The organism is Neobacillus vireti (genome assembly GCF_036962345.1).
Taxonomy (GTDB): Bacteria; Bacillota; Bacilli; order Bacillales; family Cytobacillaceae; genus Neobacillus; species Neobacillus vireti_A.
Genome location: NZ_JBALNB010000008.1, coordinates 70,259 through 90,987 on the forward strand (window position 1 = coordinate 70,259; position 20,729 = coordinate 90,987).

General features: G+C 36.8%; 27 protein-coding genes. 21 read left to right on the top strand and 6 right to left on the bottom strand.

Annotated elements, in window-relative coordinates; translation table 11 throughout:
- Positions 1–87: 87 nt before the first annotated feature.
- The 3 genes from V7108_RS10540 (at position 88) to V7108_RS10550 (ending at position 1,960) form a co-directional block, all read left to right on the top strand.
- Positions 88–537: a GNAT family N-acetyltransferase gene (locus V7108_RS10540; RefSeq protein ID WP_335568186.1), complete on the top strand. Its 450-nt coding sequence runs from the start codon at positions 88–90 to the stop codon at positions 535–537.
- A gap of 117 nt (positions 538–654) precedes the next feature.
- Positions 655–1,161, top strand: a complete 507-nt coding sequence (locus tag V7108_RS10545; protein WP_335517650.1) for a GNAT family N-acetyltransferase — start codon at positions 655–657, stop codon at positions 1,159–1,161.
- Between the two features lie 229 nt (positions 1,162–1,390).
- Positions 1,391–1,960 carry a histidine phosphatase family protein gene (locus tag V7108_RS10550; RefSeq protein ID WP_335568187.1) on the top strand — a complete coding sequence of 190 codons (570 nt, stop codon included), beginning with the start codon at positions 1,391–1,393 and terminating at the stop codon, positions 1,958–1,960.
- A gap of 118 nt (positions 1,961–2,078) precedes the next feature.
- Here the strand turns inward: V7108_RS10550 and V7108_RS10555 are convergent, their stop codons facing one another.
- Positions 2,079–2,225, bottom strand: a complete 147-nt coding sequence (locus V7108_RS10555) for a hypothetical protein (protein ID WP_335517644.1) — start codon at positions 2,223–2,225, stop codon at positions 2,079–2,081.
- A gap of 142 nt (positions 2,226–2,367) precedes the next feature.
- Positions 2,368–3,105 (bottom strand): HAD family hydrolase, encoded by a 738-nt coding sequence (locus V7108_RS10560; RefSeq protein ID WP_335568188.1) that lies wholly within the window; start codon positions 3,103–3,105, stop codon positions 2,368–2,370.
- A gap of 234 nt (positions 3,106–3,339) precedes the next feature.
- On the opposite strand from V7108_RS10560, the gene V7108_RS10565 reads away from it, so the two are divergent.
- Positions 3,340–3,723: an FAS1-like dehydratase domain-containing protein gene (locus V7108_RS10565; protein ID WP_335568189.1), complete on the top strand. Its 384-nt coding sequence runs from the start codon at positions 3,340–3,342 to the stop codon at positions 3,721–3,723.
- 125 nt (positions 3,724–3,848) lie between these two features.
- The gene (locus V7108_RS10570; protein ID WP_335568190.1) at positions 3,849–4,229 is read left to right on the top strand and encodes a PaaI family thioesterase; all 381 of its coding nucleotides are present in this window, start codon (positions 3,849–3,851) and stop codon (positions 4,227–4,229) included.
- Between the two features lie 323 nt (positions 4,230–4,552).
- Here V7108_RS10570 and V7108_RS10575 read toward each other — a convergent pair whose 3' ends face one another.
- Positions 4,553–5,767, bottom strand: a complete 1,215-nt coding sequence (locus V7108_RS10575) for a translocation protein TolB (protein WP_335568191.1) — start codon at positions 5,765–5,767, stop codon at positions 4,553–4,555.
- 303 nt (positions 5,768–6,070) lie between these two features.
- Between V7108_RS10575 and V7108_RS10580 the strand changes: the two genes are divergently transcribed.
- On the top strand, positions 6,071–6,517 hold the full coding sequence (locus tag V7108_RS10580) for a GyrI-like domain-containing protein (RefSeq protein WP_335568192.1): 447 nt from the start codon (positions 6,071–6,073) through the stop codon (positions 6,515–6,517).
- A 22-nt stretch (positions 6,518–6,539) separates the two neighbouring features.
- Positions 6,540–6,962: a VOC family protein gene (locus V7108_RS10585; RefSeq protein ID WP_335568193.1), complete on the top strand. Its 423-nt coding sequence runs from the start codon at positions 6,540–6,542 to the stop codon at positions 6,960–6,962.
- Between the two features lie 143 nt (positions 6,963–7,105).
- Here V7108_RS10585 and V7108_RS10590 read toward each other — a convergent pair whose 3' ends face one another.
- The gene (locus tag V7108_RS10590; protein ID WP_335517626.1) at positions 7,106–7,249 is read right to left on the bottom strand and encodes a hypothetical protein; all 144 of its coding nucleotides are present in this window, start codon (positions 7,247–7,249) and stop codon (positions 7,106–7,108) included.
- A gap of 182 nt (positions 7,250–7,431) precedes the next feature.
- Here V7108_RS10590 and V7108_RS10595 point away from each other — a divergent pair, with 182 nt between their 5' ends.
- A complete protein-coding gene (locus V7108_RS10595) occupies positions 7,432–7,605 on the top strand; it encodes a hypothetical protein (RefSeq protein WP_335517624.1) in 174 nt (57 codons plus the stop codon).
- 91 nt (positions 7,606–7,696) lie between these two features.
- On the opposite strand, the gene V7108_RS10600 is transcribed toward V7108_RS10595, so the two are convergent.
- Positions 7,697–7,852, bottom strand: a complete 156-nt coding sequence (locus tag V7108_RS10600; protein ID WP_335517621.1) for a hypothetical protein — start codon at positions 7,850–7,852, stop codon at positions 7,697–7,699.
- A 232-nt stretch (positions 7,853–8,084) separates the two neighbouring features.
- On the opposite strand from V7108_RS10600, the gene V7108_RS10605 reads away from it, so the two are divergent.
- Positions 8,085–8,474, top strand: coding sequence for a cupredoxin domain-containing protein (locus V7108_RS10605; protein ID WP_335568194.1), 390 nt, complete (start codon positions 8,085–8,087; stop codon positions 8,472–8,474).
- 62 nt (positions 8,475–8,536) lie between these two features.
- Here V7108_RS10605 and V7108_RS10610 read toward each other — a convergent pair whose 3' ends face one another.
- Positions 8,537–8,989: an NUDIX hydrolase gene (locus V7108_RS10610; protein WP_335568195.1), complete on the bottom strand. Its 453-nt coding sequence runs from the start codon at positions 8,987–8,989 to the stop codon at positions 8,537–8,539.
- A gap of 195 nt (positions 8,990–9,184) precedes the next feature.
- On the opposite strand from V7108_RS10610, the gene fsa (V7108_RS10615) reads away from it, so the two are divergent.
- The 12 genes from fsa (V7108_RS10615) (at position 9,185) to panD (ending at position 20,729) form a co-directional block, all read left to right on the top strand.
- Positions 9,185–9,841, top strand: a complete 657-nt coding sequence (gene fsa, locus V7108_RS10615) for a fructose-6-phosphate aldolase (protein WP_335568196.1) — start codon at positions 9,185–9,187, stop codon at positions 9,839–9,841.
- A 284-nt stretch (positions 9,842–10,125) separates the two neighbouring features.
- Positions 10,126–11,151 (top strand): asparaginase, encoded by a 1,026-nt coding sequence (locus V7108_RS10620; protein ID WP_335568197.1) that lies wholly within the window; start codon positions 10,126–10,128, stop codon positions 11,149–11,151.
- Between the two features lie 466 nt (positions 11,152–11,617).
- Positions 11,618–11,752, top strand: a complete 135-nt coding sequence (locus V7108_RS10625; protein ID WP_335568198.1) for a BA3454 family stress response protein — start codon at positions 11,618–11,620, stop codon at positions 11,750–11,752.
- A 41-nt stretch (positions 11,753–11,793) separates the two neighbouring features.
- A complete protein-coding gene (rpiA, locus tag V7108_RS10630) occupies positions 11,794–12,462 on the top strand; it encodes a ribose-5-phosphate isomerase RpiA (RefSeq protein WP_335568199.1) in 669 nt (222 codons plus the stop codon).
- A gap of 40 nt (positions 12,463–12,502) precedes the next feature.
- The gene (zwf, locus tag V7108_RS10635) at positions 12,503–14,005 is read left to right on the top strand and encodes a glucose-6-phosphate dehydrogenase (protein ID WP_335568200.1); all 1,503 of its coding nucleotides are present in this window, start codon (positions 12,503–12,505) and stop codon (positions 14,003–14,005) included.
- Positions 14,006–14,030: 25 nt separating this feature from the next.
- On the top strand, positions 14,031–16,031 hold the full coding sequence (gene tkt / locus V7108_RS10640; protein ID WP_335568201.1) for a transketolase: 2,001 nt from the start codon (positions 14,031–14,033) through the stop codon (positions 16,029–16,031).
- Positions 16,032–16,075: 44 nt separating this feature from the next.
- Positions 16,076–16,969: a phosphogluconate dehydrogenase (NAD(+)-dependent, decarboxylating) gene (gene gnd, locus V7108_RS10645; RefSeq protein WP_335510108.1), complete on the top strand. Its 894-nt coding sequence runs from the start codon at positions 16,076–16,078 to the stop codon at positions 16,967–16,969.
- Between the two features lie 26 nt (positions 16,970–16,995).
- Positions 16,996–17,655 carry a fructose-6-phosphate aldolase gene (gene fsa / locus V7108_RS10650; protein WP_335510104.1) on the top strand — a complete coding sequence of 220 codons (660 nt, stop codon included), beginning with the start codon at positions 16,996–16,998 and terminating at the stop codon, positions 17,653–17,655.
- A 364-nt stretch (positions 17,656–18,019) separates the two neighbouring features.
- On the top strand, positions 18,020–19,357 hold the full coding sequence (locus V7108_RS10655; protein ID WP_335568202.1) for a glucose-6-phosphate isomerase: 1,338 nt from the start codon (positions 18,020–18,022) through the stop codon (positions 19,355–19,357).
- A gap of 111 nt (positions 19,358–19,468) precedes the next feature.
- Positions 19,469–19,642, top strand: coding sequence for an asparagine synthase (locus V7108_RS10660; protein WP_335510100.1), 174 nt, complete (start codon positions 19,469–19,471; stop codon positions 19,640–19,642).
- Between the two features lie 339 nt (positions 19,643–19,981).
- Positions 19,982–20,110, top strand: a complete 129-nt coding sequence (locus V7108_RS10665; RefSeq protein WP_335568203.1) for a YjcZ family sporulation protein — start codon at positions 19,982–19,984, stop codon at positions 20,108–20,110.
- Positions 20,111–20,342: 232 nt separating this feature from the next.
- Positions 20,343–20,729 carry an aspartate 1-decarboxylase gene (gene panD / locus V7108_RS10670; RefSeq protein WP_335568204.1) on the top strand — a complete coding sequence of 129 codons (387 nt, stop codon included), beginning with the start codon at positions 20,343–20,345 and terminating at the stop codon, positions 20,727–20,729.

Here is a 20,729-nt window from a genome sequence, read left to right on the forward strand (position 1 = left end):
TAAAATACTCTTATCGTGTAATATTTATCGTATTTTAAGATAGAAACAACGTATAAACCAATAAATAAATCTAAAGGAGTTATTGTAGTGGACCAACACAAATTCATAATAACTCAGTATATTCCTTCTTATGCTAAACAGACAGTGGAAATGTGGAGAGATAGTAAAGAACGAGCTATTGGTCAGAAAGAAATTCATAGTATTGAAAATCATATACATTTTTTAAATCATATATTACCTGAACAGTTTCAAATAGATTTAGCGTTAATTGATGACAAAGTAGTTGGCATGATTGCCTATAATGAAAGGGAGATAAGCCAACTTTATATTCATATTGATTATCAAGGAATCGGTATAGGTCAAACGTTACTTAACAAGGTAAAAGAACAATCAAGTGGGAGATTAACATTATATACATTTGAAGTAAATGAAAACGCACAACGATTTTATGGAAAGAATGGATTTAAAATCATTAGTAGAGGACACGAAAATGAAGAAAATTTACCTGATATTCAATATGAATGGAAATCCAAATAATAATGTAAACGGTATCAGACTTGAAGAACTGAATCAGACTAACTTCCTTTAACTTGAAAACAAGTAATAACTTTATTGTAAAATGAAACATATAGATTAAATGATTAAAGGGGAAAAATGGTGGAAATTAGAATTTTAGATTCATTAGAAGATGCAGAAAAGTATCGTAATATAAGGCTCGAATCTTTAAAAAATATTCCAGAAGCATTTGCTTCCAGTTATGAAGAAGAAAGAGTTTTTTCTATTGAAAAATATCAAAACGAGTTTCAATCAAACGACTCTTTTACTTACGGAGCTTTTGAGGAGGGAGAACTGGTTGGAATCATTACTTTATATGAAGAAAAGTTATATAAACTAAGACATAGGGCACATATTGGAGCAATGTATGTTTCTGATTCCATAAGAGGTTTCGGAATTGGGAAGGCTTTAATGGGAGAAGCAATAGAGAAAGCAAAAAATATAGAAGGGTTGGAACAAGTATATTTAGCGGTTGTTTCAACAAATGAATCAGCAAAAAAACTTTATTCCTCATTTGGATTTGAAGTTTTTGGTACAGAGAAAAAAGGTTTAAGACTGAAAAATAATATTTATTTTGATGTCGACTTTATGATTATGTATTTATAAGTGTTATTGAACTAATGCAACCTTACTGTAACAACGGTAATGCTTTTCTGTTACTGACACCCAAATGAGTGATATTTTTTTAAATAAAGGGTTTCTTAAATACGGTCACTGCGGCGGCTTTTTTTTCTTGTACACAAACGGGGCGGATTGGTGAAAGACGGATTTCTTAATTCTTTATAGAATAACAGTTAATGGTAGTAAGTAACATGCAAATTCAAGGAGAAGTATTATGGAAATATCATTGATTAGACATGGAAAATCACAACTAACTGAAAATGATAAAATAAGTGGTTGGGAATTTAAGAAGTGGGTTGATAAGTATGATTACAATGGAGTGATTGAAGAGTCAACCTATCCCTCTGCAACCCTTGAAAAAGTTGCAACTGCAAATATTATTATTACCAGTGATTTAAAAAGGGCTGTTGAGTCAGCAAGACTATTAGATCCAGTAACGAATATCATTTCTGACCCTTCATTCCGAGAAACTGAGTTACCTTCTTATACATCACAAATATTTAATTTAAAATTCAAGCCAAGTACCTGGGCGATTGTCTTAAGAATACTATGGTTTAGTGGATATTCAACCAATTGCGAGTCTTTGGATCAAGCAAAATTCAGGGCAAATAAGGCAGCACAACAGCTAATTGATTACGCGAATGAATACAAATCGGTGGTTTTAGTTGGACACGGTTTTTTTAATATGTTTATTGCTAAAGAATTACAAAAAAAGGGCTGGATAGGTCCAAGAAAAAGGGATTCAAAGCATTGGAATTGTATGTCATTTTCCTTGTTCAATTAACTCGGGCATTACTTAAATTTCCCACTGGATTGAAAGCAATTCCCAATAAGGAGAATTGCTTTTTTTGGTATTATTTTCTCCAATATTCATTTCATTTCATTTTCTCTTCTTAAGATATTTATCTCCAATCATCCCAATATAAAAATACATACTCTGGTTCATGCTCTTTTTTCAACTCATCAATGCTTGCTATTGTATCTGGAGTTTTCTGTTTATTTGTAGGTAAAGTATTACTTGCGTCCTGTTTTAAACCCTTTTCATCCATGATATACACTCTCCTTTTTGCATAGTTTGTGTCCTGCCCCTCATCTTATACTTGCTTTTCAAGGAATGTAATCAGGTGAAATATTCAAAATCAAGAAAATTTGAGTGCTTCTTTTCTTAAATATAAGGGTTATTCCATCCACTTACATCATTTGATCTTGGATACATCTATAAATTACATCAGGAACTTCTTGAAGTGAATCTACTGTTATAAAATTACTACGATGCTCAACGTTTACTTCAACCATGTTATATTTCCATTCGCTTTCTGCCGGGATGTATATGGCGTGGATATCCATTTCCAGTGCTGGAACAATATCCGTCCTTAATGAATTTCCAACCATCCATGTTACATTAGGGTCAGCCTTAATGGTTTTTAAAATATCGGATAAAGCTGTTGTATCTTTATGTTCCGAAATAAAAATGCGGTGTTCAAAAAATATAGTCAATTCTAACTGGGAAATTTTTCTGCGTTGATTAGCCTCATCTCCTCCTGTATGCAAATATAATTCATGTCCCTCTTTTTTTAAACGTTGTAAAGTTTCATTCATATAGGGAATAGGTTCAATAGGGATCTCGAATACCTTAAAACCCAACCTTCTTAAATATTGTATTTCATCTTCTTTCTTTTCCCTTCCAGTTAAGTCGCAAAAGTATTTATAAGTACCAACAAATGACTCGGGAAAACGCTCCGACTTTAGACCGTACTCACTAATCGCTGCAACATCAAGTTGAAGCTGTTTCTGTTTTATCTCTTCCTCGGTACTCGAGTCAAACCACGCCATCATTTGTTCAGCGAACTCGTCTATTACCAGGCTAAAATATCTATTACAGTATGATAATGTATCATCTAAGTTAAATAAGATGTTTTGTTTTAGCATTTTTAACTCCTTTTCAAATATATTACTTTAGCTATTGTTCCACTATGACTGAGTTAATATTACGAAGATAAGTAAGCAGTATGTTAGAGTTGTTCAACTAATGAACAGGTTAATGAATAAGGCTCAATCAGCTAAAACGAGCTTCGGATGGGTTTATAGAGAATTGGAGGTAATTACTGTTAAAATAGTAAATATATATTTAAATAAAATCATATAAAGCAAAGGAGAGAAAATTTGGTGTTAAAAGTAGGGGATGTCATTACGTTTGAACGGAAGTTTACAGTAAGGGATGTTGAATTATTTACAGAGATTTCAGGTGATGAAGGGATTCACCATATAACCCCAGATGAACAGGGAAGACTTGTCGTTCAAGGGTTATTAACAGCAACTCTGCCTACAAAAATAGGTGGAGATTACAATATACTGGCTCGTACGATGAATTTTGAGTTTATAAGACCTGTTTTTACAGGAGATACAATCAAATGTGAAGTTAAAGTTGAAGAATACGAGATTCAAGAAAATAAAAATAGAATAGCCATTACAACATCCTTTGTATGTAAAAATCAGGATGGAAAGGAAGTAGTAAAAGGGAGCTTTTCAGGGGTAATTCTCCAATGAGCAGAGGGCGTTTAAAACCCATTGTTGTTCTTTCATTAATGAACGAAAGAGTTTAGCGCTGCTGGACTGTTTCAATCAGCCCTTTTTCTGGCATTTAATCAAATATTGAGAGAGGTGTATATAGGATGTTTATTAAACAGGCATTTGACGAATTTTTAGGTTTGAAATACACAAGGCTTGATGAAGATCATTTGCAGATTAAATTGCCCGTTCAGGACCTATTCATTAATAGTGCAGGGGTCATACATGGTGGTATCATTTCTTCCTTGGCTGATGTAGCCGTCTCCAATTTGCTGCCAGCAAATGAAGACGGTATTCAACAAGCTGTAACCGTTGATCTAAATGTTTCTTTTTTGAAACCCGCTACTGGTACATACTTGCTGGCAAATGCCAAAATTGAAAAACAGGGCAAAACTTTAATTCACACGGAGTGTTCAATTTATAATGATAGACAAGAAATTGTAGCTAAATCTAAAGCAATCCTATTTCGCACAAACCTAAAATAAGCCTACAAGAGCCCCAAGGGGGTTCCGCTTTCGGGTGCTTACTTATTAAAAGAGACAAGAATTATCGGTTTGAAAATCAGGTTAAGCACCCGTTCTGATAAATAGAGGGAAAAGTTCCGCTTAATTGGTAAATTTTATTAAAAAGGGCTTAAATAGACGAAGAGATTCCGCCTATTGACTAGAAACATTCAAAAATGGGAAATTTTGCTTTCCATAATCGGAAAATCTCCCCTTATATCGCCCCGAACGAGCTCCATGCTCCATTTAACCGGAAAATCTCGCTTATTTTTCCTTTGCTGCTTACTCGATTAAGTATTGTTTCGTTAGTTTTTAATTATAGCAGGTGAGGAATCTACATTTTTAATCCAAATGCCCGCAAATTTCTGCTTATAATGCTTTATCCAGACACTACTTCTGGATGTATTATCTTGGTTTCGTAACCATGTCAAATAAAAGCCAACAGCCTGGGGATCTATATCTAACTCATTTTCTTTGGGGGATGTGATTTGATTCTGAGTGCCTGAACGTAGATCTATTTCATATAGAGAGGTAAACATTTTGGGTACTGGACCTTCTTTCCACGTTTTGTTTTCCTGTGAACGTGCGACGACTACTTTGGAAGGTGAAAGCCACTCCAAATCTAGGTCTACAAATCCTTTGGGAGTATATTCTACCTGCTTGGCAGCTGCTTCTATATCAGCAATTTTCATACTCTTATTCTCAACAAAAAAACGACCTTCTCCTGAAATATAAGCTAATTGGCTGGCTTGTGGAGCCCACTTAAACCAGTCGCTAAAACCTAACATCCTGCCAACATCTTTGAACACTTTTCCATCTGAAGATAGAACACATAACGGATTACTGTCCATCGCCCAAGACGGTGTAGGGGTGCCGAGAAAGCTGACCCACTTTCCATTATGACTCCATTTAAAATCACCTACATCAACAGCAAATAATTCATTTTCATCAATTGGGATCGAGTATAATAGCTTAGCCTTTTTCTCATTAAGCTTCATATCCTTAGGAATTCGGTACACATTAATAGGCGACCAGCCTGTGGGAAGACGGTTTGAGCTAGAAGAAACAATAAGCTCTTTCCCATTTGGATACCACTCAAAGCCACTAACTCCTAACGAGACATTTTCAAATCCATAAGGCCTATCATCCTTCATCTTTGTAACATTCAATACCCATCCAGATAAATAGGCCAGCTCATTTGCAACAGGGGACCAAGTAAAAGATGAAGTTTCAATGCTAGTATATGGTTCATAGTTTTCCTTCCTCTTCGTATCATATATCCACAAGTTATACTTCTTACCATGCTCATCGCCGTCGAGGTAAGCAATAAATCTACCATCATGGGACCACTTCGGTGAATAGACATATTTATCTTTCGTAAGCTGAATTTCTTGTTCTCCCTCTTTCATCCATAACTGATGGTCGCGAACAAACGCAGCTTTCAATGGTACCTCTGCCTTCGTCACAGATAAGAATTGAGATAAGAAAAGGAACATAAGTAATAAAACTTTTATTGGCATGGCATTACCTCCTGCTAGTTAGATTTTCCTAACAAGTACAGGTTAATGCTTTGTTCTATGAAGTGATAGTTTGGGCGAAAAAGAAACGAAAAGAGCGGTAACATACTTTGAAACGGCTTTTAGCAAAAAATAAACGCAGCACCTTTAGGGTAATACTCGAACAGTTAAAAGATTGTAACGTTAATGTTGATTTTAATTAGTTGCCATTAATTTTATCCTTACTTCTATGCAGGAAGTAGGGATTTTTTGTTGAATCATAAAATTAGAATATTATGGAACTTTTATGTGACTGGAGTGGTTAAAATGCCGTTTATGATGGTTAAAAAAGTATTTAAGATTGTTGGATTAAAAGGCAGTGGGGAGTTTGTTAACTTTGGTCATGAAGTATCCTTGCTGGCAAAGCAACTATTAAGTCGCTCAAACGAAATCCTACATACTACAGAGACCGAAATTGCATTATATGAGCCTAAAAAGTATGAGCAGCATAGGATAGGTCATTATTATGTAGGGCTAATTGTGAGTGAGAAATTAAATGAAGTACCAACAGGAATGGATTATATAGAAACAAATAAAAGTTATATTACTACAAGAGGGAATATGTCTAACTTGGGAGAACTTCATTTGAATTTATTGAATTGGGCAGAAGAAAAAGGTTATCAAAGAGATCTCGATTCTTATATTATCGAGACATATCACCCTAAAGGGGAAGGAGATGAAGAAGTACAGATTTATTTACCAATTCAAGCGTAAAGATTTTGAAAGGAGACAAAAAATGGGTGAGAAATTATTAAGGATCGGAACAACATATATACAAGTAACGAATGTAGACCTTTCTTCTGATTGGTATGTTAATAAAATAGGAGCAGAGTTAAGCTACAAGGATCAAGACAAAGCTATTTTAAACTTTGCCAATCAAAGCATTTTTCTTGTGAAGTCAAATGAAAATCAAAGCGCCAATTTCTTTGATATTTACGGTAATGAGCGTTTTTCGTTAACATTCGAAGTGAATGGATTAAATGCATTAGAAGCAATACACAAAGACTTTAAGCAAAGTGAAATTAGAGTTGGAGAGATTGAAGACAGAGGGCACGCTGGAAGAAACTTTGTTTTTTATGATTTAGATGGTAATAAATTTGATGTATGGAGTGAACTAAGTCCAATCTTCAAGGAAAATACCTTATTTCCTAATAGATAGTTAGTTAATTGAGGCGATGTTTTAATATCCATCGCCCGTGAAAACATATCCTTGAACTACAACTACCTTATAAAAGAGTAATCAAAGGGGTTGCCTGTGGCGGCTCCTTAATTAATGAGCTAAGTTCTCTTAGTAGATACACATCACCATTCATCCCAATATAAAAAGACATACTCTGGTTCATGCTCTTTTTTCAACTCATCAATGCTTGCTATTATTTCGGGCGTTTCCTGTTTATCAGTAGGTAAACTATTACTAGTGTTCTGTTTTAAGCCCTTTTCATCCATGAAATACACTCTCCTTTTTAGCATAGTTTGTGTCCTGCTGTTCTTCTTATTCTTGAGATTTTCGTTTATATAAGGAAAAATAATGGTAGGTTTGGGTAAGAAGGAAAAAGTAGTGGTTTTGTATATTTTTCTAAATAAATCGAAGAATACAGAGATGAAAGAAAACACTGGAGGAATTGACAATGAAAGAGAGCAATCGAAATCAGAACGAACCTGAAAATAAAATGAAAAGATTTAAAAACATAAATCAGTCAGCTTTAAACTACGTGCAGCCAGCAATTGAAAATGCGGCAGAGCCGTCTCGGGATGCAACTCAAAACTTAGTTAACAATACAATCAACAGTAAACACCTATAAAGGTGAAAATTACGAAAGTTTGAATTAGAAATAGGATTCCAGTTTTGAAGAAACAATGAAAGCAACCTTACCTCAGGTTGCTTTCTCCAAGTTAGTCCCGATTTTCTGTTCCTTTTGATTCAGGGACAGGTTTGTCAATGGATTCAACAAATTTATCCTTGATAACAGGTATGTGTTGTTCGTCAGTTCGTGTATCCCATATACTATATTGTATTGTATTGGGCGAGTCTGTGTTTTCATTAGCCATTATCCATCCACCTCGACTTAATAACGTTTAATCTGTACAAAATATAGAATGCTTCAAAAAAAATTTTTAATCCTGTTCTCCTTTTTTAAAGACTTGTATGGCACGGATCCTTTATCCTGCGGTCATACAGTTCCAGATAAATGAATCAGTAATGAAAGACACTGGAACCCAATTTATTTTGATAATATTTAATGAATTGGTAAAAATAGTGATAGAAATGGAGGGATTGAAAATGTTTGTGAAAAAGTGGTTAACAGGATTGGTTGTTTTGCTTGCAATGATAGTGGTTGTGACAACTACGGGCTCACTCGGCGTGTTTGCTGAAACACGTGTTGCAACACAACCTATGGAGACGGTTAAAGCGATTGAGGTCGTGATGAACGATAATTCCTTTAAACCAAATGTCATCACTATACCCAATGGCAGAACGACAACGTTGGTATTGAAAAACACAGATACAAAAGAACATACCTTTACAGTAAAAGAGCTTAGAATTGATACCGAAGTCCAGCCTGGAAAAGAAAAAACGATTACTGTGATATCGAAAAATCTTGGTACATATGAACTGATATGTAGGTATCATGTCAACGAAGGTATGGTTGGAAAGGTAATAGTCAAATAAGAAGCAGGGCCAATCGGGCCTTGCTTTTTAATAGGTACCGGTAACTTTTTTATTATTAAACCCTAAAGGGGTTGAAATAATTTAACTTGGATTTCGGTTAGTTCTCCACTATCTGAATAGCTGCAGTCGTACACTTTTGGTTCAATCGTAAAATCTATAACATCCTCAATAAAAAATGGGATATTCTCCACCACACCCTTTGAGGATAAAATCCAATCGAGTTTCTTCCATTCAAGGATTCCTTCATCAGATGGAAGAATATTGCCTTCGAAGTCATTACTGGCAAATACATAAATGCATTCAATCCCGTTCAATGCGATCATGCCTTTAAAAATTTGGTTCTTTAATTGTAACCCCGTTTCCTCCAATACTTCTCGTTTGCAATTTTCAACAGGTGTTTCTTCGTGCTCAATCTTACCGCCGACACCATTCCATTTTCCTTTATTCGGTTCTTTTGCACGCAATAACATTAAAACTTCATCATCTTTTTTCAAAAAACAAAGAGTATATTTCAAGAATTCTGCACCTCGGTATAAATAATGTCGATAGAAATAGATTAATCTTTTTCCTGGGTGTGTTCAATGGTATTTCTAAGTTACTTTTATTGACGATTTTTGACATGAAAGATATATTATATTAAGGTAAAGTAATAAAGTAATAGATTAAGAAGAATGAAGAAACATACATAAAAGAATTGGAGGAACTACAACATGAAATTTTTCATTGATACTGCAAACCTTGAGGAAATCAAAAAAGCCTATAAAATTGGTGTATTATCTGGTGTAACAACGAACCCTTCATTAGTAGCTAAAGAAGGCGTAAAATTCGAAGATCGAATTGAAGAAATCTTAAATGCCGTTCCAGAAGTGGAATCCGTTTCTGCTGAGGTAACTCCTCATGCTGTAACAGCTGAGCAAATGATTGCGGAAGCAGATGAGCTCATTAAAATTAACGGCGGAGATAAGAATATTACAATCAAACTTCCAATGACTCTTGATGGACTAGAAGCTTGCCGCTACCTAACCAAAAAAGGTGTTAAAACCAATGTTACCCTTATTTTTAGTGTAAACCAAGCACTATTGGCTGCACGTGCAGGTGCAACTTATGTTTCACCATTCTTAGGCCGTTTGGATGATATTAACGAAGATGGTGTAGAACTGGTAGCAAAAATTGCTAAGATGTTCCAAGTTCAAAACTTAGATTCACAAATCATTGCAGCATCTGTTCGTCACCCTGATCACGTAACACGTGTAGCGATGGCTGGAGCACATATTGCAACGATTCCATTCAAGGTGATTGAGCAATTATCAAAACATCCTTTAACAGACCAAGGAATTGAAAAATTCGCGGCTGACTGGAACGCTTAAAACCATCCATAAAAGATAAAGAGATATGATCTGAAAAAAACATAGTATAAACAACCTGTAGACGACTCCGGTATTTACCCGAGTCGTTTTTTTAGTGATGAAGGAGTCAGCGAAGCAAGACAACGTTATATTGAAATGAATTTGGAAATTCCTTAAGAGTGGAATAATTGAGAGTAGATTGACTAAAACCGACAGAATACGTTGCCCCTCATTATAGATTATTTATGACTAATTTATAAGGTTAGTCAGGGAACTCCTGCGGCCTTCAGAAGGAGATGAAATACATGAATCTTGAAGTCCTAGTCGAAGAAACGAGAGCCGGATTAGTTGAAAATATACACACGGGAGTCATATGTGGGGTAAATGAACAATTGCAAACGGTGTACCATGTAGGAGATGTAAATCACTACACATATTTTCGGTCCGCAGCAAAACCAATACAAGCGATACCTGTTTTTTTATCAAACATAATAGAAAAATATAATCTTACTAATGAAGAAGCCGCTTTGTTCACAGCTTCTCATAGAGGAGAAACTTATCATATCGCTGCTCTAGAATCAATGTTAAAGAAATTACCAGTCAAGGAAGAAGAATTGTTCTGCCCCCCTTCCTATCCCTTAAATGTAGGACCTAGAGAGGAACTATTAAGGAAAAATGTAGAGAAAAGAAGACTTTACCACAATTGCTCTGGAAAGCATATGGGATTCATTACTGTTTGTAGAGAATTAGGGTACCCTGTGGAAGGGTACTGGGAAGAGAGTCATCCGCTTCAGCAGCAATTGTTGAATATCCTATCAACCTTATCCGAAGTACCGGTTTCCAAGATTACAGTAGGGCTAGATGGGTGCGGTGTACCAGTATTTGCAATTCCGTTACAGAATATGGCGATTACATACTTAAAGTTGGCCTGTCCTGATTTAATTAATGACTCTTCACTACAACATGCAGTTAGTAAAATGACAGGCATTATGAACGAACACCCACTTATGGTTGCGTCAGAACGTTTTATTTGTTCAATCCTGCTACAGGATACAAATATCGTAGCAAAAGGCGGAGCTCAAGGTGTGTATTGCTTCGGACTAAAAAATGAGAAACTTGGTTTTGCCTTAAAAGTATTAAATGGTTCAGAGGATGTCTGGCCAAACATCGTTGCCTCCATTCTAGAGCAAATTGATTATAGTAATAAAGAAACAATTAGAAGGTTGAGGGAGTTAAAGCCGTCTATTGTAAGGAATGATTCTGGGGTTGTGGTGGGAACAGTTAATGAGACGTTTTTACTAATAAAATCTCTCGAGTGTGCAAGAATATAAATAAAATTTTTGTTGATAGAAGTCTGTGTGGAAAATTTCTTATGGTGCTCAAAGCAATCGAACACGGTGCCAGCCGCATTGAGTTTTGCGACAACTTACCTGTTGGAGGGTATAAAGAACATATGCTAGATTAAGTAAACTCTTGTAGAAAGACCCTGATTTCACAAAGAATTATTTTGTGAAATCAGGGTCTATTTATGCATATGCAGCCTATCGTCATTTGGAAAACTTATTGAAGTTAATAAACGAGGTTGAACAATTTCGCCTGGTTGCACCAGTCCTTTTATTTTGCTTTTTAGTATTAAATAAGGAATTAGAAGGATGTTATTTAAGAAATGTCTCAAATTCGAGATATTTTACTTGACGTTATTCGACACTAGGATATATTATGGTTACATAAAGTTACTTAGGTTATTATTTATAACCGTTATAAGTCAAAATAATAATAATTGAGGGAGTGAACAAGATGATCGAAGTAACTGTAAAACTTAATTTTAAAGGGAAGAATTACCAAACGAATGTCATTGCAAGAAAGGACACTCCTGAAAATCAAATCTTGCAAATGGCATGGGAACAAGTTGCGAAACAATGGACAAATTAATAATGGAGAAATCCCAACTTTAGTTGAAGGGAGATAAAGCCTTGAATGAAAAAAAAGAAGTGGGAGAAAAAGCTGTTGAATATGTAAAAGACGGTATGGTGGTTGGACTTGGTACTGGTTCGACAGTATTTTATACCATCACCAAGCTCGGTCAGTTAGTCCAGCAGGGACTTTCCATTAAAGGAGTTCCTACTTCTGAACAAACGAGACAACTTGCGATAGAACTTGGCATTCCGCTAGCTTCGTTTGCTGAAATTGAACACATTGATGTCGCCATTGATGGTGCAGATGAGGTAGATCCTAAGTTAAACCTCATTAAAGGCGGCGGCGGTGCTCTTTTAAGAGAAAAAATCATCGCTGCAGCAGCAAAAAATTTTATTGTTGTTGCTGACTCTGATAAAAATGTAGAAACACTAGGGACTTTTCCACTGCCGATAGAAGTTGTTCCATTTGGATACGAAATGACAGTAAAACATATCAGGGAGCTTGGAGGCAGTCCAAAGCTACGGCAAAAGGATGGGAAAACGTATCTAACAGATAACGGAAATTATATTATAGACAGCTCTTTTCATAAAATTAAACACCCAAGAGAGTTAGAGAAAAATCTAAACCTTATACCAGGTGTGGTGGATAACGGACTATTTGTAGGAATGGCAGATTGTGTGATTTCCATGAAAGATAAAAAGCTTACAACAATGGTCCGAAGTTAGAACGTGGGAGAAGTCAGAATACGAACATGGGGGAACAATAATGGAATCAATGACCTTTGTCTTATTTGGAGCAACAGGGGATTTAGCAAAGCGAAAGATTTTTCCAGCTCTTTACAATTTATATGTTGATCAAAAATTACCACAGTCGATATCAATTATTGGACTCGGAAGAGGGGAACTTTCTCATTCAGATTTTCAAGAAAAAGTGAAAGACTCAATTTTGGACTTTTCACGACGCCTTGAACATGAGGCAGCTGCGATGGGGGGATTTTTAGATTACTTCCGCTATAGTAAATTGGATGTGAACCGTGAAGAAGATTACAAATCATTACTACACTTAGTAAAGCAGCGTGAAGACGAACTTGATTTAACACAAAATCGTATGTTTTACCTTTCAGTGGCACCTGAATTTTTTGATACAATTGCCTTAAACATTAATAACAATGGACTTAGTGAGACATCTGGGTGGAAACGATTAATCATTGAAAAGCCATTTGGTCATGATCTTCGATCTGCACGGGAACTAAATGAAAAACTAAGTCATGCCTTTCATGAAGAGGAAATTTATCGTATAGACCATTACTTAGGCAAACCGATGGTACAGAACCTAGAAGCTTTGTCTTTTGCAAACCCGATTCTACAGTCCTTGTGGAATAGTGAACATATTGCAAATGTACAAATTACCGCGAGTGAAACGGTTGGAGTTGAAAAAAGAGCTGGATACTACGATCAGGCTGGAGCAATACGAGATATGGTTCAAAACCATATGTTGCAAATGCTGATGATGACTGCTATGGATACACCTAGAGAAGTAAACGCAACAGAAATTAGAAAAGAGAAACGGAAGGTCATGGAATCGCTTCGTTCCATAAGTAAAGAAGCTGTTCATTACGATGTAGTTCGCGGACAATACATCTCTGGAGAGGTAAATGGGCAGAAGGTTCCAAGCTATAAAGAGGAGCCAGGTGTAGCCTCTACTTCCACTACGGATACCTTTGTGGCTGCTCGATTGTGGATTGATCATCCATCATGGGCTGGGGTTCCCTTTTACATTCGTACAGGAAAAAGAATGAAGGAAAAATCTACAAGAATTGTAATTGAATATAAAAATCAGGAAAACCTTTCGTATAAAAATAATCAAATGAACCCTAACTTATTAATTATTGAGATCAATCCAGATGAAAATATTTCTTTCCAATTAAACAGCAAAAATCCATTGAATAATGGAAAGGTTGAACCTGTTAGGATTCAGTTATCGAATGATCAAATAAGCTTAGGGGTCCCTGAAGCGTATGAAAGGCTTATATATGATGCAATTAACGGAGATTCGACCTTCTTTGCTCATTGGAAGGAAGTTGAATTGTCATGGGAATGGGTACAGCCCATTCTAGATGCCTTTGAGGAAAATTTAGTACCGCTCAATGAATATCAGTCAGGTTCTTTCGGTCCTGCTGCCGCTGATTTATTACTTTTCGAAAATGGCTTTAAATGGTGGCTGGATGAAAAAACTCAAATAAGTAAGGATAAGGTACTACACAACTAAGAACATCTAGGAGGAAATAAAAACAATGTCACAAAACATTGAAAACCTATCAATATCTACTATTCGAACATTATCTATAGATGCCATTAATGCGGCAAATTCAGGTCATCCCGGTCTCCCGATGGGTGCAGCACCCATGACATATGCATTATGGGCGAAACATCTGAATCACAATCCTGAAAACCCAAAATGGTTTAACCGCGACAGATTTGTCTTATCTGCGGGACATGGATCGAGTTTGCTTTATAGCATGCTGCATTTAGCTGGCTACAATGTCACGATTGATGATTTGAAAAATTTCCGAAAGTTAAATAGCAGAACACCAGGGCATCCTGAATTCGGTCACACAGCGGGTGTAGAGGCAACTACAGGTCCATTAGGTCAAGGAATTGCAAATGCAGTTGGAATGGCGATGGCAGAAGCTCATTTAGCAGCAAAGTTCAATAAAGAAGGACACCCGGTAATTGATCACTACACCTACGCGTTAGTCGGTGACGGTGACTTAATGGAAGGTATTTCCTATGAAGCCATGTCAATGGCAGGTCATATGAAACTTGGGAAGCTAGTTGTTTTATATGATTCAAATGATATCTCACTCGATGGAGAATTAAATGCTTCCTTCTCTGAAAATATTGAGAAAAGAGCAGAATCAGCGAACTGGCACTATTTGAGAGTGGAGGATGGAAATGACGTTGAGGCCATTTCTAATGCCATCGAAGCAGCCAAACAAAAAACAGATCAGCCAAGTTTGATTGAAATCAGAACCATTATTGGATATGGCAGTCCGAAGGTTGCAGGAACCAATAAAGCACATGGTGCACCACTTGGAGTTGAAGAAGGAAAAGCAACAAAACAAGCTTATAACTGGCTTTATGAAGAGGATTTCTTTGTACCAGAAGAAGTAAAAGAGAATTTTGCGCAAATAAAGCGTAAGGGAATCGATACGGAACAAAACTGGAATAACTTATTCCAATCTTATAAGCAAGCATATCCAGAATTAGCCGATGAATTAACAAACGCTATAGATGGAAAAGTGCTGATCGAAACAAAAGATATATTGACCTTTGATACAGGGAAAGCAGTTTCAACTAGGGTTGCCAGTGGAGACGCAATCAACCATTATGTGAAATCTGTGCCAGCAATCTTTGGAGGAAGCGCAGATCTTTCCCATTCTAACATGACAGAAATTAAAGGCGAACAAATCTATGCAGTTGAATCATACGGTGCACGCAATGTTTACTTTGGTGTTCGTGAACATGCAATGGGAGCAGCAGCTAATGGGATGGCCTATCACGGTGGTGTCAAACCTTTTGTAAGTACATTCTTTGTTTTTAATGATTATTTGCGACCATCAATCCGCCTTGCTGCTCTCTCTAAACTTCCAGTGATTTATGTGTTTACACATGATTCCATTGCAGTAGGTGAGGATGGTCCAACACATGAACCGGTTGAACATTTAGCAGCACTTCGATCCATTCCTGGATTAACGGTGATAAGACCAACTGATGCAAATGAAACAGCAAGCGCTTGGGCATATGCACTTCAGCAAACAGAAGGCCCGGTTGCGTTAATCCTAAGCCGCCAAAACTTACCGGTGTTTAACGAAACAAAAGCAAATCTAGAGAACCTCTCTAAAGGAGCTTATGTACTTGGAGAGACAAATTCAAATCCAGATGTCATTTTAATCGCTACCGGTTCCGAAGTATCATTGGCAGTGAATGCTAAGACCGAACTTGAAAAAGAAAATATTTCGGTCCGTATCGTTTCCATGCCAAGTTGGGAATTGTTTAGTCAGCAGTCAGCAGAATATAAACAAGAAGTACTTCCTTCTTCTCAACCTAAACGAGTTGCTATTGAAATGGGGATCTCACTTGGATGGGAGCGTTTTGTTGGATTTGAAGGAAAGATCTTATCCATTGAAACATTTGGTGCATCAGGCGATGGAGCTGCGGTCATGAAGGAATTTGGTTTTACAACTGATAATGTAGTACGTATGGCGAAAAGTGTCTTAAATATTTCTAAGTAGAAAAAATATAAAACAAATTAATTTCACAATTGGAGGAGAACATAATGAAGGTAGGACTTATTGGTTTAGGAAAAATGGGATTAAACTTAGGACAAAATTTATTGGACCACCATCACGAAGTGGTAGCATTTGATGTGAATCCAAGTGCAGTAGAAAATATGAAACAGTATGGAGCAACTGGGGTTGCAAGTTATAAAGAGCTCGTCCAATCCTTGGAACAACCAAGAATTATCTGGATCATGGTCCCACATGCAGTGGTTGATTCCGTTATTGGTGAAATCTTACCTTATTTGGAAAAAGGCGATATTGTCGTTGAAGCAGGTAATTCGCACTATAAGGAATCAATTCAACGCTACAATGAATTAAAGGAAATAGGCGTAAGATTTATGGATGCGGGTACTTCAGGCGGTATGGAAGGTGCCCGGAATGGTGCTTGTTATATGATCGGCGGGGATCCAGAAGCATGGGAAGTTGTACAACCTCTTTTCAAAGATACAGCTGTTGAAAATGGCTTCTTATACGCTGGTAAAGCAGGCAGTGGGCATTTCTTAAAGATGGTTCATAACGGAATCGAATATGCGATGATGGCTGCTATTGGTGAAGGTTTTGAAGTTCTTGAGAAAAGCGAATTTGATTTTGATTACGAAAAGGTCGCACGTGTTTGGAATAATGGATCGGTTATTCGTTCATGGCTGATGGAATTAACAGAAAATGCATTCTCAAAATATCCAAATTTGGATGAAATTAAGGGGATTATGCATTCCTCAGGTGAGGGAAAATGGACTGTAGAAGCTGCTTTAGACCTTAAAACAGCAACACCAGTCATTGCTATGTCCTTATTAATGCGCTATCGCTCCCTAGAAGATGATACCTTTACAGGTAAAGTTGTAGCTGCACTTAGAAATGAATTTGGCGGACACACTGTCGAAAAAAACTAAATGAATCATAATTGGAGGATTACATCATGAAATTCTTTATCGATACTGCAAACTTAGAAGAAATCAAAAAGGCCTATAAAATTGGCGTGTTATCTGGTGTAACAACGAACCCATCTTTAGTGGCTAAAGAAGGCGTAAAATTCGAAGATCGTATTGCAGAAATCTTAAATGCAGTTCCAGAAGTTGAGTCCGTTTCTGCCGAGGTAACACCCAACGCTTTAACGGCTGAGCAAATGATTGCGGAAGCAGACGAGCTCATTAAAATCAATGGTGGCGATAAGAATATTACTATCAAAGTTCCAATGACACTTGATGGACTAGAGACTTGCCGTTATTTAACTAAAAAAGGTGTTAAAACCAATGTTACCCTGATTTTTAGTGTCAACCAGGCATTATTGGCGGCACGTGCAGGAGCTACGTATGTTTCACCATTCTTAGGACGTTTAGATGATATTAATGAAGATGGTGTAGAACTGGTCGCAAAAATTGCCGAGATGTTCCGTGTTCAAAATCTAGATTCACAAATTATTGCAGCATCTGTTCGCCACCCAGACCACGTAACCCGCGTAGCGTTGGCTGGAGCACATATTGCAACGATTCCATTTAAAGTCATTGAGCAATTATCAAAACATCCTTTAACCGATCAAGGACTTGAAAAATTTGCTGCTGACTGGAAAACTGTTTAATATTTTCCGGAAAATGTAAGGGCGTTACTTTAACTAACGCCCTTACACATTATTAAAGGAAACAACGAGTCCTCTGATTACCGTTGAAGCTGAAAAGTCATGCTTTTGGGAATCAGACAAGCCATCTGGTTACCGTTGAACACGAAAAAAGAATCTAGAGGGAATTAGACGAGCCATCTAGTTACCATTGAACACGAAAAAAAGGCTAGAGGGAATCAGACAAGCCATCTGGTTACCATTGGACACGAAAAAAGTAGCTAGTGGGAATCAGATTAGTATCTGATAGGTTTTAGCCGATTTTCAAAAAAACAACATTGGTTCTGCAAAATGGACAAATTAAAAGATAGAACGAGGAGAAACAACAATGACTATTACATTTGATTATTCTAATGCATTATCATTCATGCAGCAGCATGAAGTAGATTATTTAAGTGAATTTGTGAAAACTGCGCATGAGATGCTTCACGAGAAAAAAGGTCCGGGTTCTGATTATCTTGGATGGGTAGATCTACCGCATAACTATGACAAAGAAGAATTTGCAAGAATCAAAGCTGCTTCTGAAAGAATCCGTAGTAATTCAGACGCATTAATCGTAATCGGTATAGGAGGCTCTTATCTTGGTGCGAGAGCTGCGATAGAGGCACTATCTCATACGTTTCATAACCAAATGGATGGCAAAACAGAAATTTATTTTGCAGGACAAAATATCAGTGCTACCTATCTAACCCATTTATTTGATGTAATTAAGGACAAAGATATTTCAGTCAATGTCATTTCAAAATCAGGTACAACAACAGAGCCTGCGATTGCGTTCCGAATTTTCCGAGAATATTTAGAGGAAAAGTATGGGAAAGAAGAAGCGAAGAAACGTATTTATGCAACAACTGACCGTGCTAAAGGTGCATTAAAAACATTAGCTGATGAAGAGGGTTATGAAACCTTTGTCATTCCTGATGATGTCGGCGGCAGATATTCCGTGTTAACCGCAGTTGGTTTATTACCTATCGCAACTGCAGGATTAGATATTGATAAAATGATGGCAGGTGCCGCAGCTGCTGCGGATAAGTATAATAATCCGAACTTGGAAGAAAATCAAAGTTATCAGTATGCTGCAGTAAGAAATGCTCTTTACCGAAAAGGAAAATCAATAGAATTGCTAGTCAATTTTGAGCCATCTCTTCATTATGTATCTGAATGGTGGAAGCAATTATTTGGTGAGAGTGAAGGAAAAGACCAAAAAGGACTTTATCCTGCTTCTGTCGATTTCTCGACCGATCTTCATTCGATGGGACAATATGTCCAAGAAGGAAGACGGGACCTTATTGAAACAGTTATATCCATAAAGGCACCTGAACTAGATATTACCCTTAAGGAAGAAGCTGCTGATCTGGATGGATTAAACTATCTTGCTGGAAAAACAATGGACTTTGTTAATAAGAATGCTGCGCAGGGTACCGTGCTTGCCCATGTGGACGGAGGAGTTCCTAACCTATCTGTCGAGATGGATCAATTAAATGAATATACCTTCGGTGAAATGGTTTATTTCTTTGAGAAAGCATGTGGAATCAGCGGATTATTAATGGGAGTGAATCCTTTTGACCAGCCAGGAGTAGAGGCATACAAGAAGAATATGTTTGCGCTCCTAGGCAAACCAGGATATGAAGCAGAAAGAGAAGAATTACAAAAACGCATTTCCGAATGATAGGAAATGTGGGTAAAGGGAATTAGAACCGAGAGCATAAATGATGTTCCTGCGTGCAAAATAAATAAGGTGTTTATTCACCAAATAACGGTGTGTGGAGGGATTCATTCGATGAATATACGCGAAGGATTAATTCCAACTGCATTAGGTTCAGCTGTAACAGCAACTGGGTATATACTAAAACAAAGACGTGGAACCAATAAAATGATTGCCAATACCGTTTTTGGTTTCGGTTTAGCACATGTGGTTTTAGGAGCTATTGACCTTGTCCAACACCGACGTTAAAAAGGTACGAGCAGCATCGCTGCTCGTCTTTTTTATTTAATTAGTATAAGGTAAAGCATTCCTTGCATATCATAGCGGAGCTATTCTAGATGAAAAAGAACAGTTATATTTAGGTTAAATAGATAAAACAGTTGATATTAAAAGGACCGATTCTTTAATAAAATGGACCGTTACTTGAATAAGACAAATTAGGCATTTTTTTGCTGCACTCGGCTCCCTATTTACTGCGTTATTCATATTCCGTAGGTTTGTCCTTATAAAAACTAGTGAAATAGCCCTTACCACCTTAGTTTCTAAGCATATTTTATAAGGAATAAGTATATAAAGGAGGGCTATCTAATGTTTGGATATGGTGGATATGGTTGTGGTGGCTATGGCTATGGCGGTGTCGGTTATGGCGGCGGTTTTGCATTAATTGTTGTATTGTTTATCTTGTTAATCATCGTTGGAGCAGTTATCTGTTTCTAAGTAAAAACCAATTAACCTTTCTTCAAATGCAAAAGAGCCCTTGTAGGGCTTTTTTGTATTTGGGAATTCTTATTAAGGTGTTTGCAATGTTGAATCAATATCAATCATCCTAACTCTGGGATAAATAATCATAACAAACCGATATTTTTTTAAGACTTTAGTTCCTTTTAGGCACATTGTGTGCTGAAACCTCATATACAGTTGTTAAAAGTTCAACTATTGGAGGAGTAAAATGCAACGTTATATGTGTAAAGGGAAAATCCATAGAGCTACTGTAACAGAGGCAGATTTAAATTATCCAGGAAGCATTACAGTAGATAAAGAACTAATGAAAGCAGTAAACCTCTTGCCCTATGAAATAGTCCAAATTACCAATCTTCGCAATGCAGCCCGCTGGAAAACCTATGCCATTCCTGGAGAGGCACATTCGGGTGTTATTTGTTTAAACGGTCCACCTGCGCACCTTTTTACTAAGGGAGACCTTGTCATCATTTTAAGTACTGGAATATTCACTGAAGAAGAAATCAAGAATTTAAGAACGAAGGTGGCCTATGTAGATGGCCAAAATAAAATGATTAAGGTTGAAGAAAATCCATTAATGGAATCATGGGAGGATTAA

Excerpts from the sequence above, each read along its gene's own strand:
- V7108_RS10545 (WP_335517650.1), top strand. The coding sequence starts at position 655 with ATGGTGGAAATTAGAATTTTAGATTCATTAGAAGATGCAGAAAAGTAT.
- V7108_RS10550 (WP_335568187.1), top strand. The coding sequence starts at position 1,391 with ATGGAAATATCATTGATTAGACATGGAAAATCACAACTAACTGAAAAT.
- V7108_RS10555 (WP_335517644.1), bottom strand. The coding sequence starts at position 2,225 with ATGGATGAAAAGGGTTTAAAACAGGACGCAAGTAATACTTTACCTACA.
- V7108_RS10560 (WP_335568188.1), bottom strand. The coding sequence starts at position 3,105 with ATGCTAAAACAAAACATCTTATTTAACTTAGATGATACATTATCATAC.
- V7108_RS10570 (WP_335568190.1), top strand. The coding sequence starts at position 3,849 with ATGTTTATTAAACAGGCATTTGACGAATTTTTAGGTTTGAAATACACA.
- V7108_RS10575 (WP_335568191.1), bottom strand. The coding sequence starts at position 5,767 with ATGCCAATAAAAGTTTTATTACTTATGTTCCTTTTCTTATCTCAATTC.
- V7108_RS10580 (WP_335568192.1), top strand. The coding sequence starts at position 6,071 with ATGCCGTTTATGATGGTTAAAAAAGTATTTAAGATTGTTGGATTAAAA.
- V7108_RS10585 (WP_335568193.1), top strand. The coding sequence starts at position 6,540 with ATGGGTGAGAAATTATTAAGGATCGGAACAACATATATACAAGTAACG.
- V7108_RS10590 (WP_335517626.1), bottom strand. The coding sequence starts at position 7,249 with ATGGATGAAAAGGGCTTAAAACAGAACACTAGTAATAGTTTACCTACT.
- V7108_RS10595 (WP_335517624.1), top strand. The coding sequence starts at position 7,432 with ATGAAAGAGAGCAATCGAAATCAGAACGAACCTGAAAATAAAATGAAA.
- V7108_RS10600 (WP_335517621.1), bottom strand. The coding sequence starts at position 7,852 with ATGGCTAATGAAAACACAGACTCGCCCAATACAATACAATATAGTATA.
- V7108_RS10605 (WP_335568194.1), top strand. The coding sequence starts at position 8,085 with ATGTTTGTGAAAAAGTGGTTAACAGGATTGGTTGTTTTGCTTGCAATG.
- fsa (WP_335568196.1), top strand. The coding sequence starts at position 9,185 with ATGAAATTTTTCATTGATACTGCAAACCTTGAGGAAATCAAAAAAGCC.
- V7108_RS10620 (WP_335568197.1), top strand. The coding sequence starts at position 10,126 with ATGAATCTTGAAGTCCTAGTCGAAGAAACGAGAGCCGGATTAGTTGAA.
- V7108_RS10625 (WP_335568198.1), top strand. The coding sequence starts at position 11,618 with ATGATCGAAGTAACTGTAAAACTTAATTTTAAAGGGAAGAATTACCAA.
- zwf (WP_335568200.1), top strand. The coding sequence starts at position 12,503 with ATGGAATCAATGACCTTTGTCTTATTTGGAGCAACAGGGGATTTAGCA.
- tkt (WP_335568201.1), top strand. The coding sequence starts at position 14,031 with ATGTCACAAAACATTGAAAACCTATCAATATCTACTATTCGAACATTA.
- gnd (WP_335510108.1), top strand. The coding sequence starts at position 16,076 with ATGAAGGTAGGACTTATTGGTTTAGGAAAAATGGGATTAAACTTAGGA.
- fsa (WP_335510104.1), top strand. The coding sequence starts at position 16,996 with ATGAAATTCTTTATCGATACTGCAAACTTAGAAGAAATCAAAAAGGCC.
- V7108_RS10655 (WP_335568202.1), top strand. The coding sequence starts at position 18,020 with ATGACTATTACATTTGATTATTCTAATGCATTATCATTCATGCAGCAG.
- V7108_RS10660 (WP_335510100.1), top strand. The coding sequence starts at position 19,469 with ATGAATATACGCGAAGGATTAATTCCAACTGCATTAGGTTCAGCTGTA.
- V7108_RS10665 (WP_335568203.1), top strand. The coding sequence starts at position 19,982 with ATGTTTGGATATGGTGGATATGGTTGTGGTGGCTATGGCTATGGCGGT.
- panD (WP_335568204.1), top strand. The coding sequence starts at position 20,343 with ATGCAACGTTATATGTGTAAAGGGAAAATCCATAGAGCTACTGTAACA.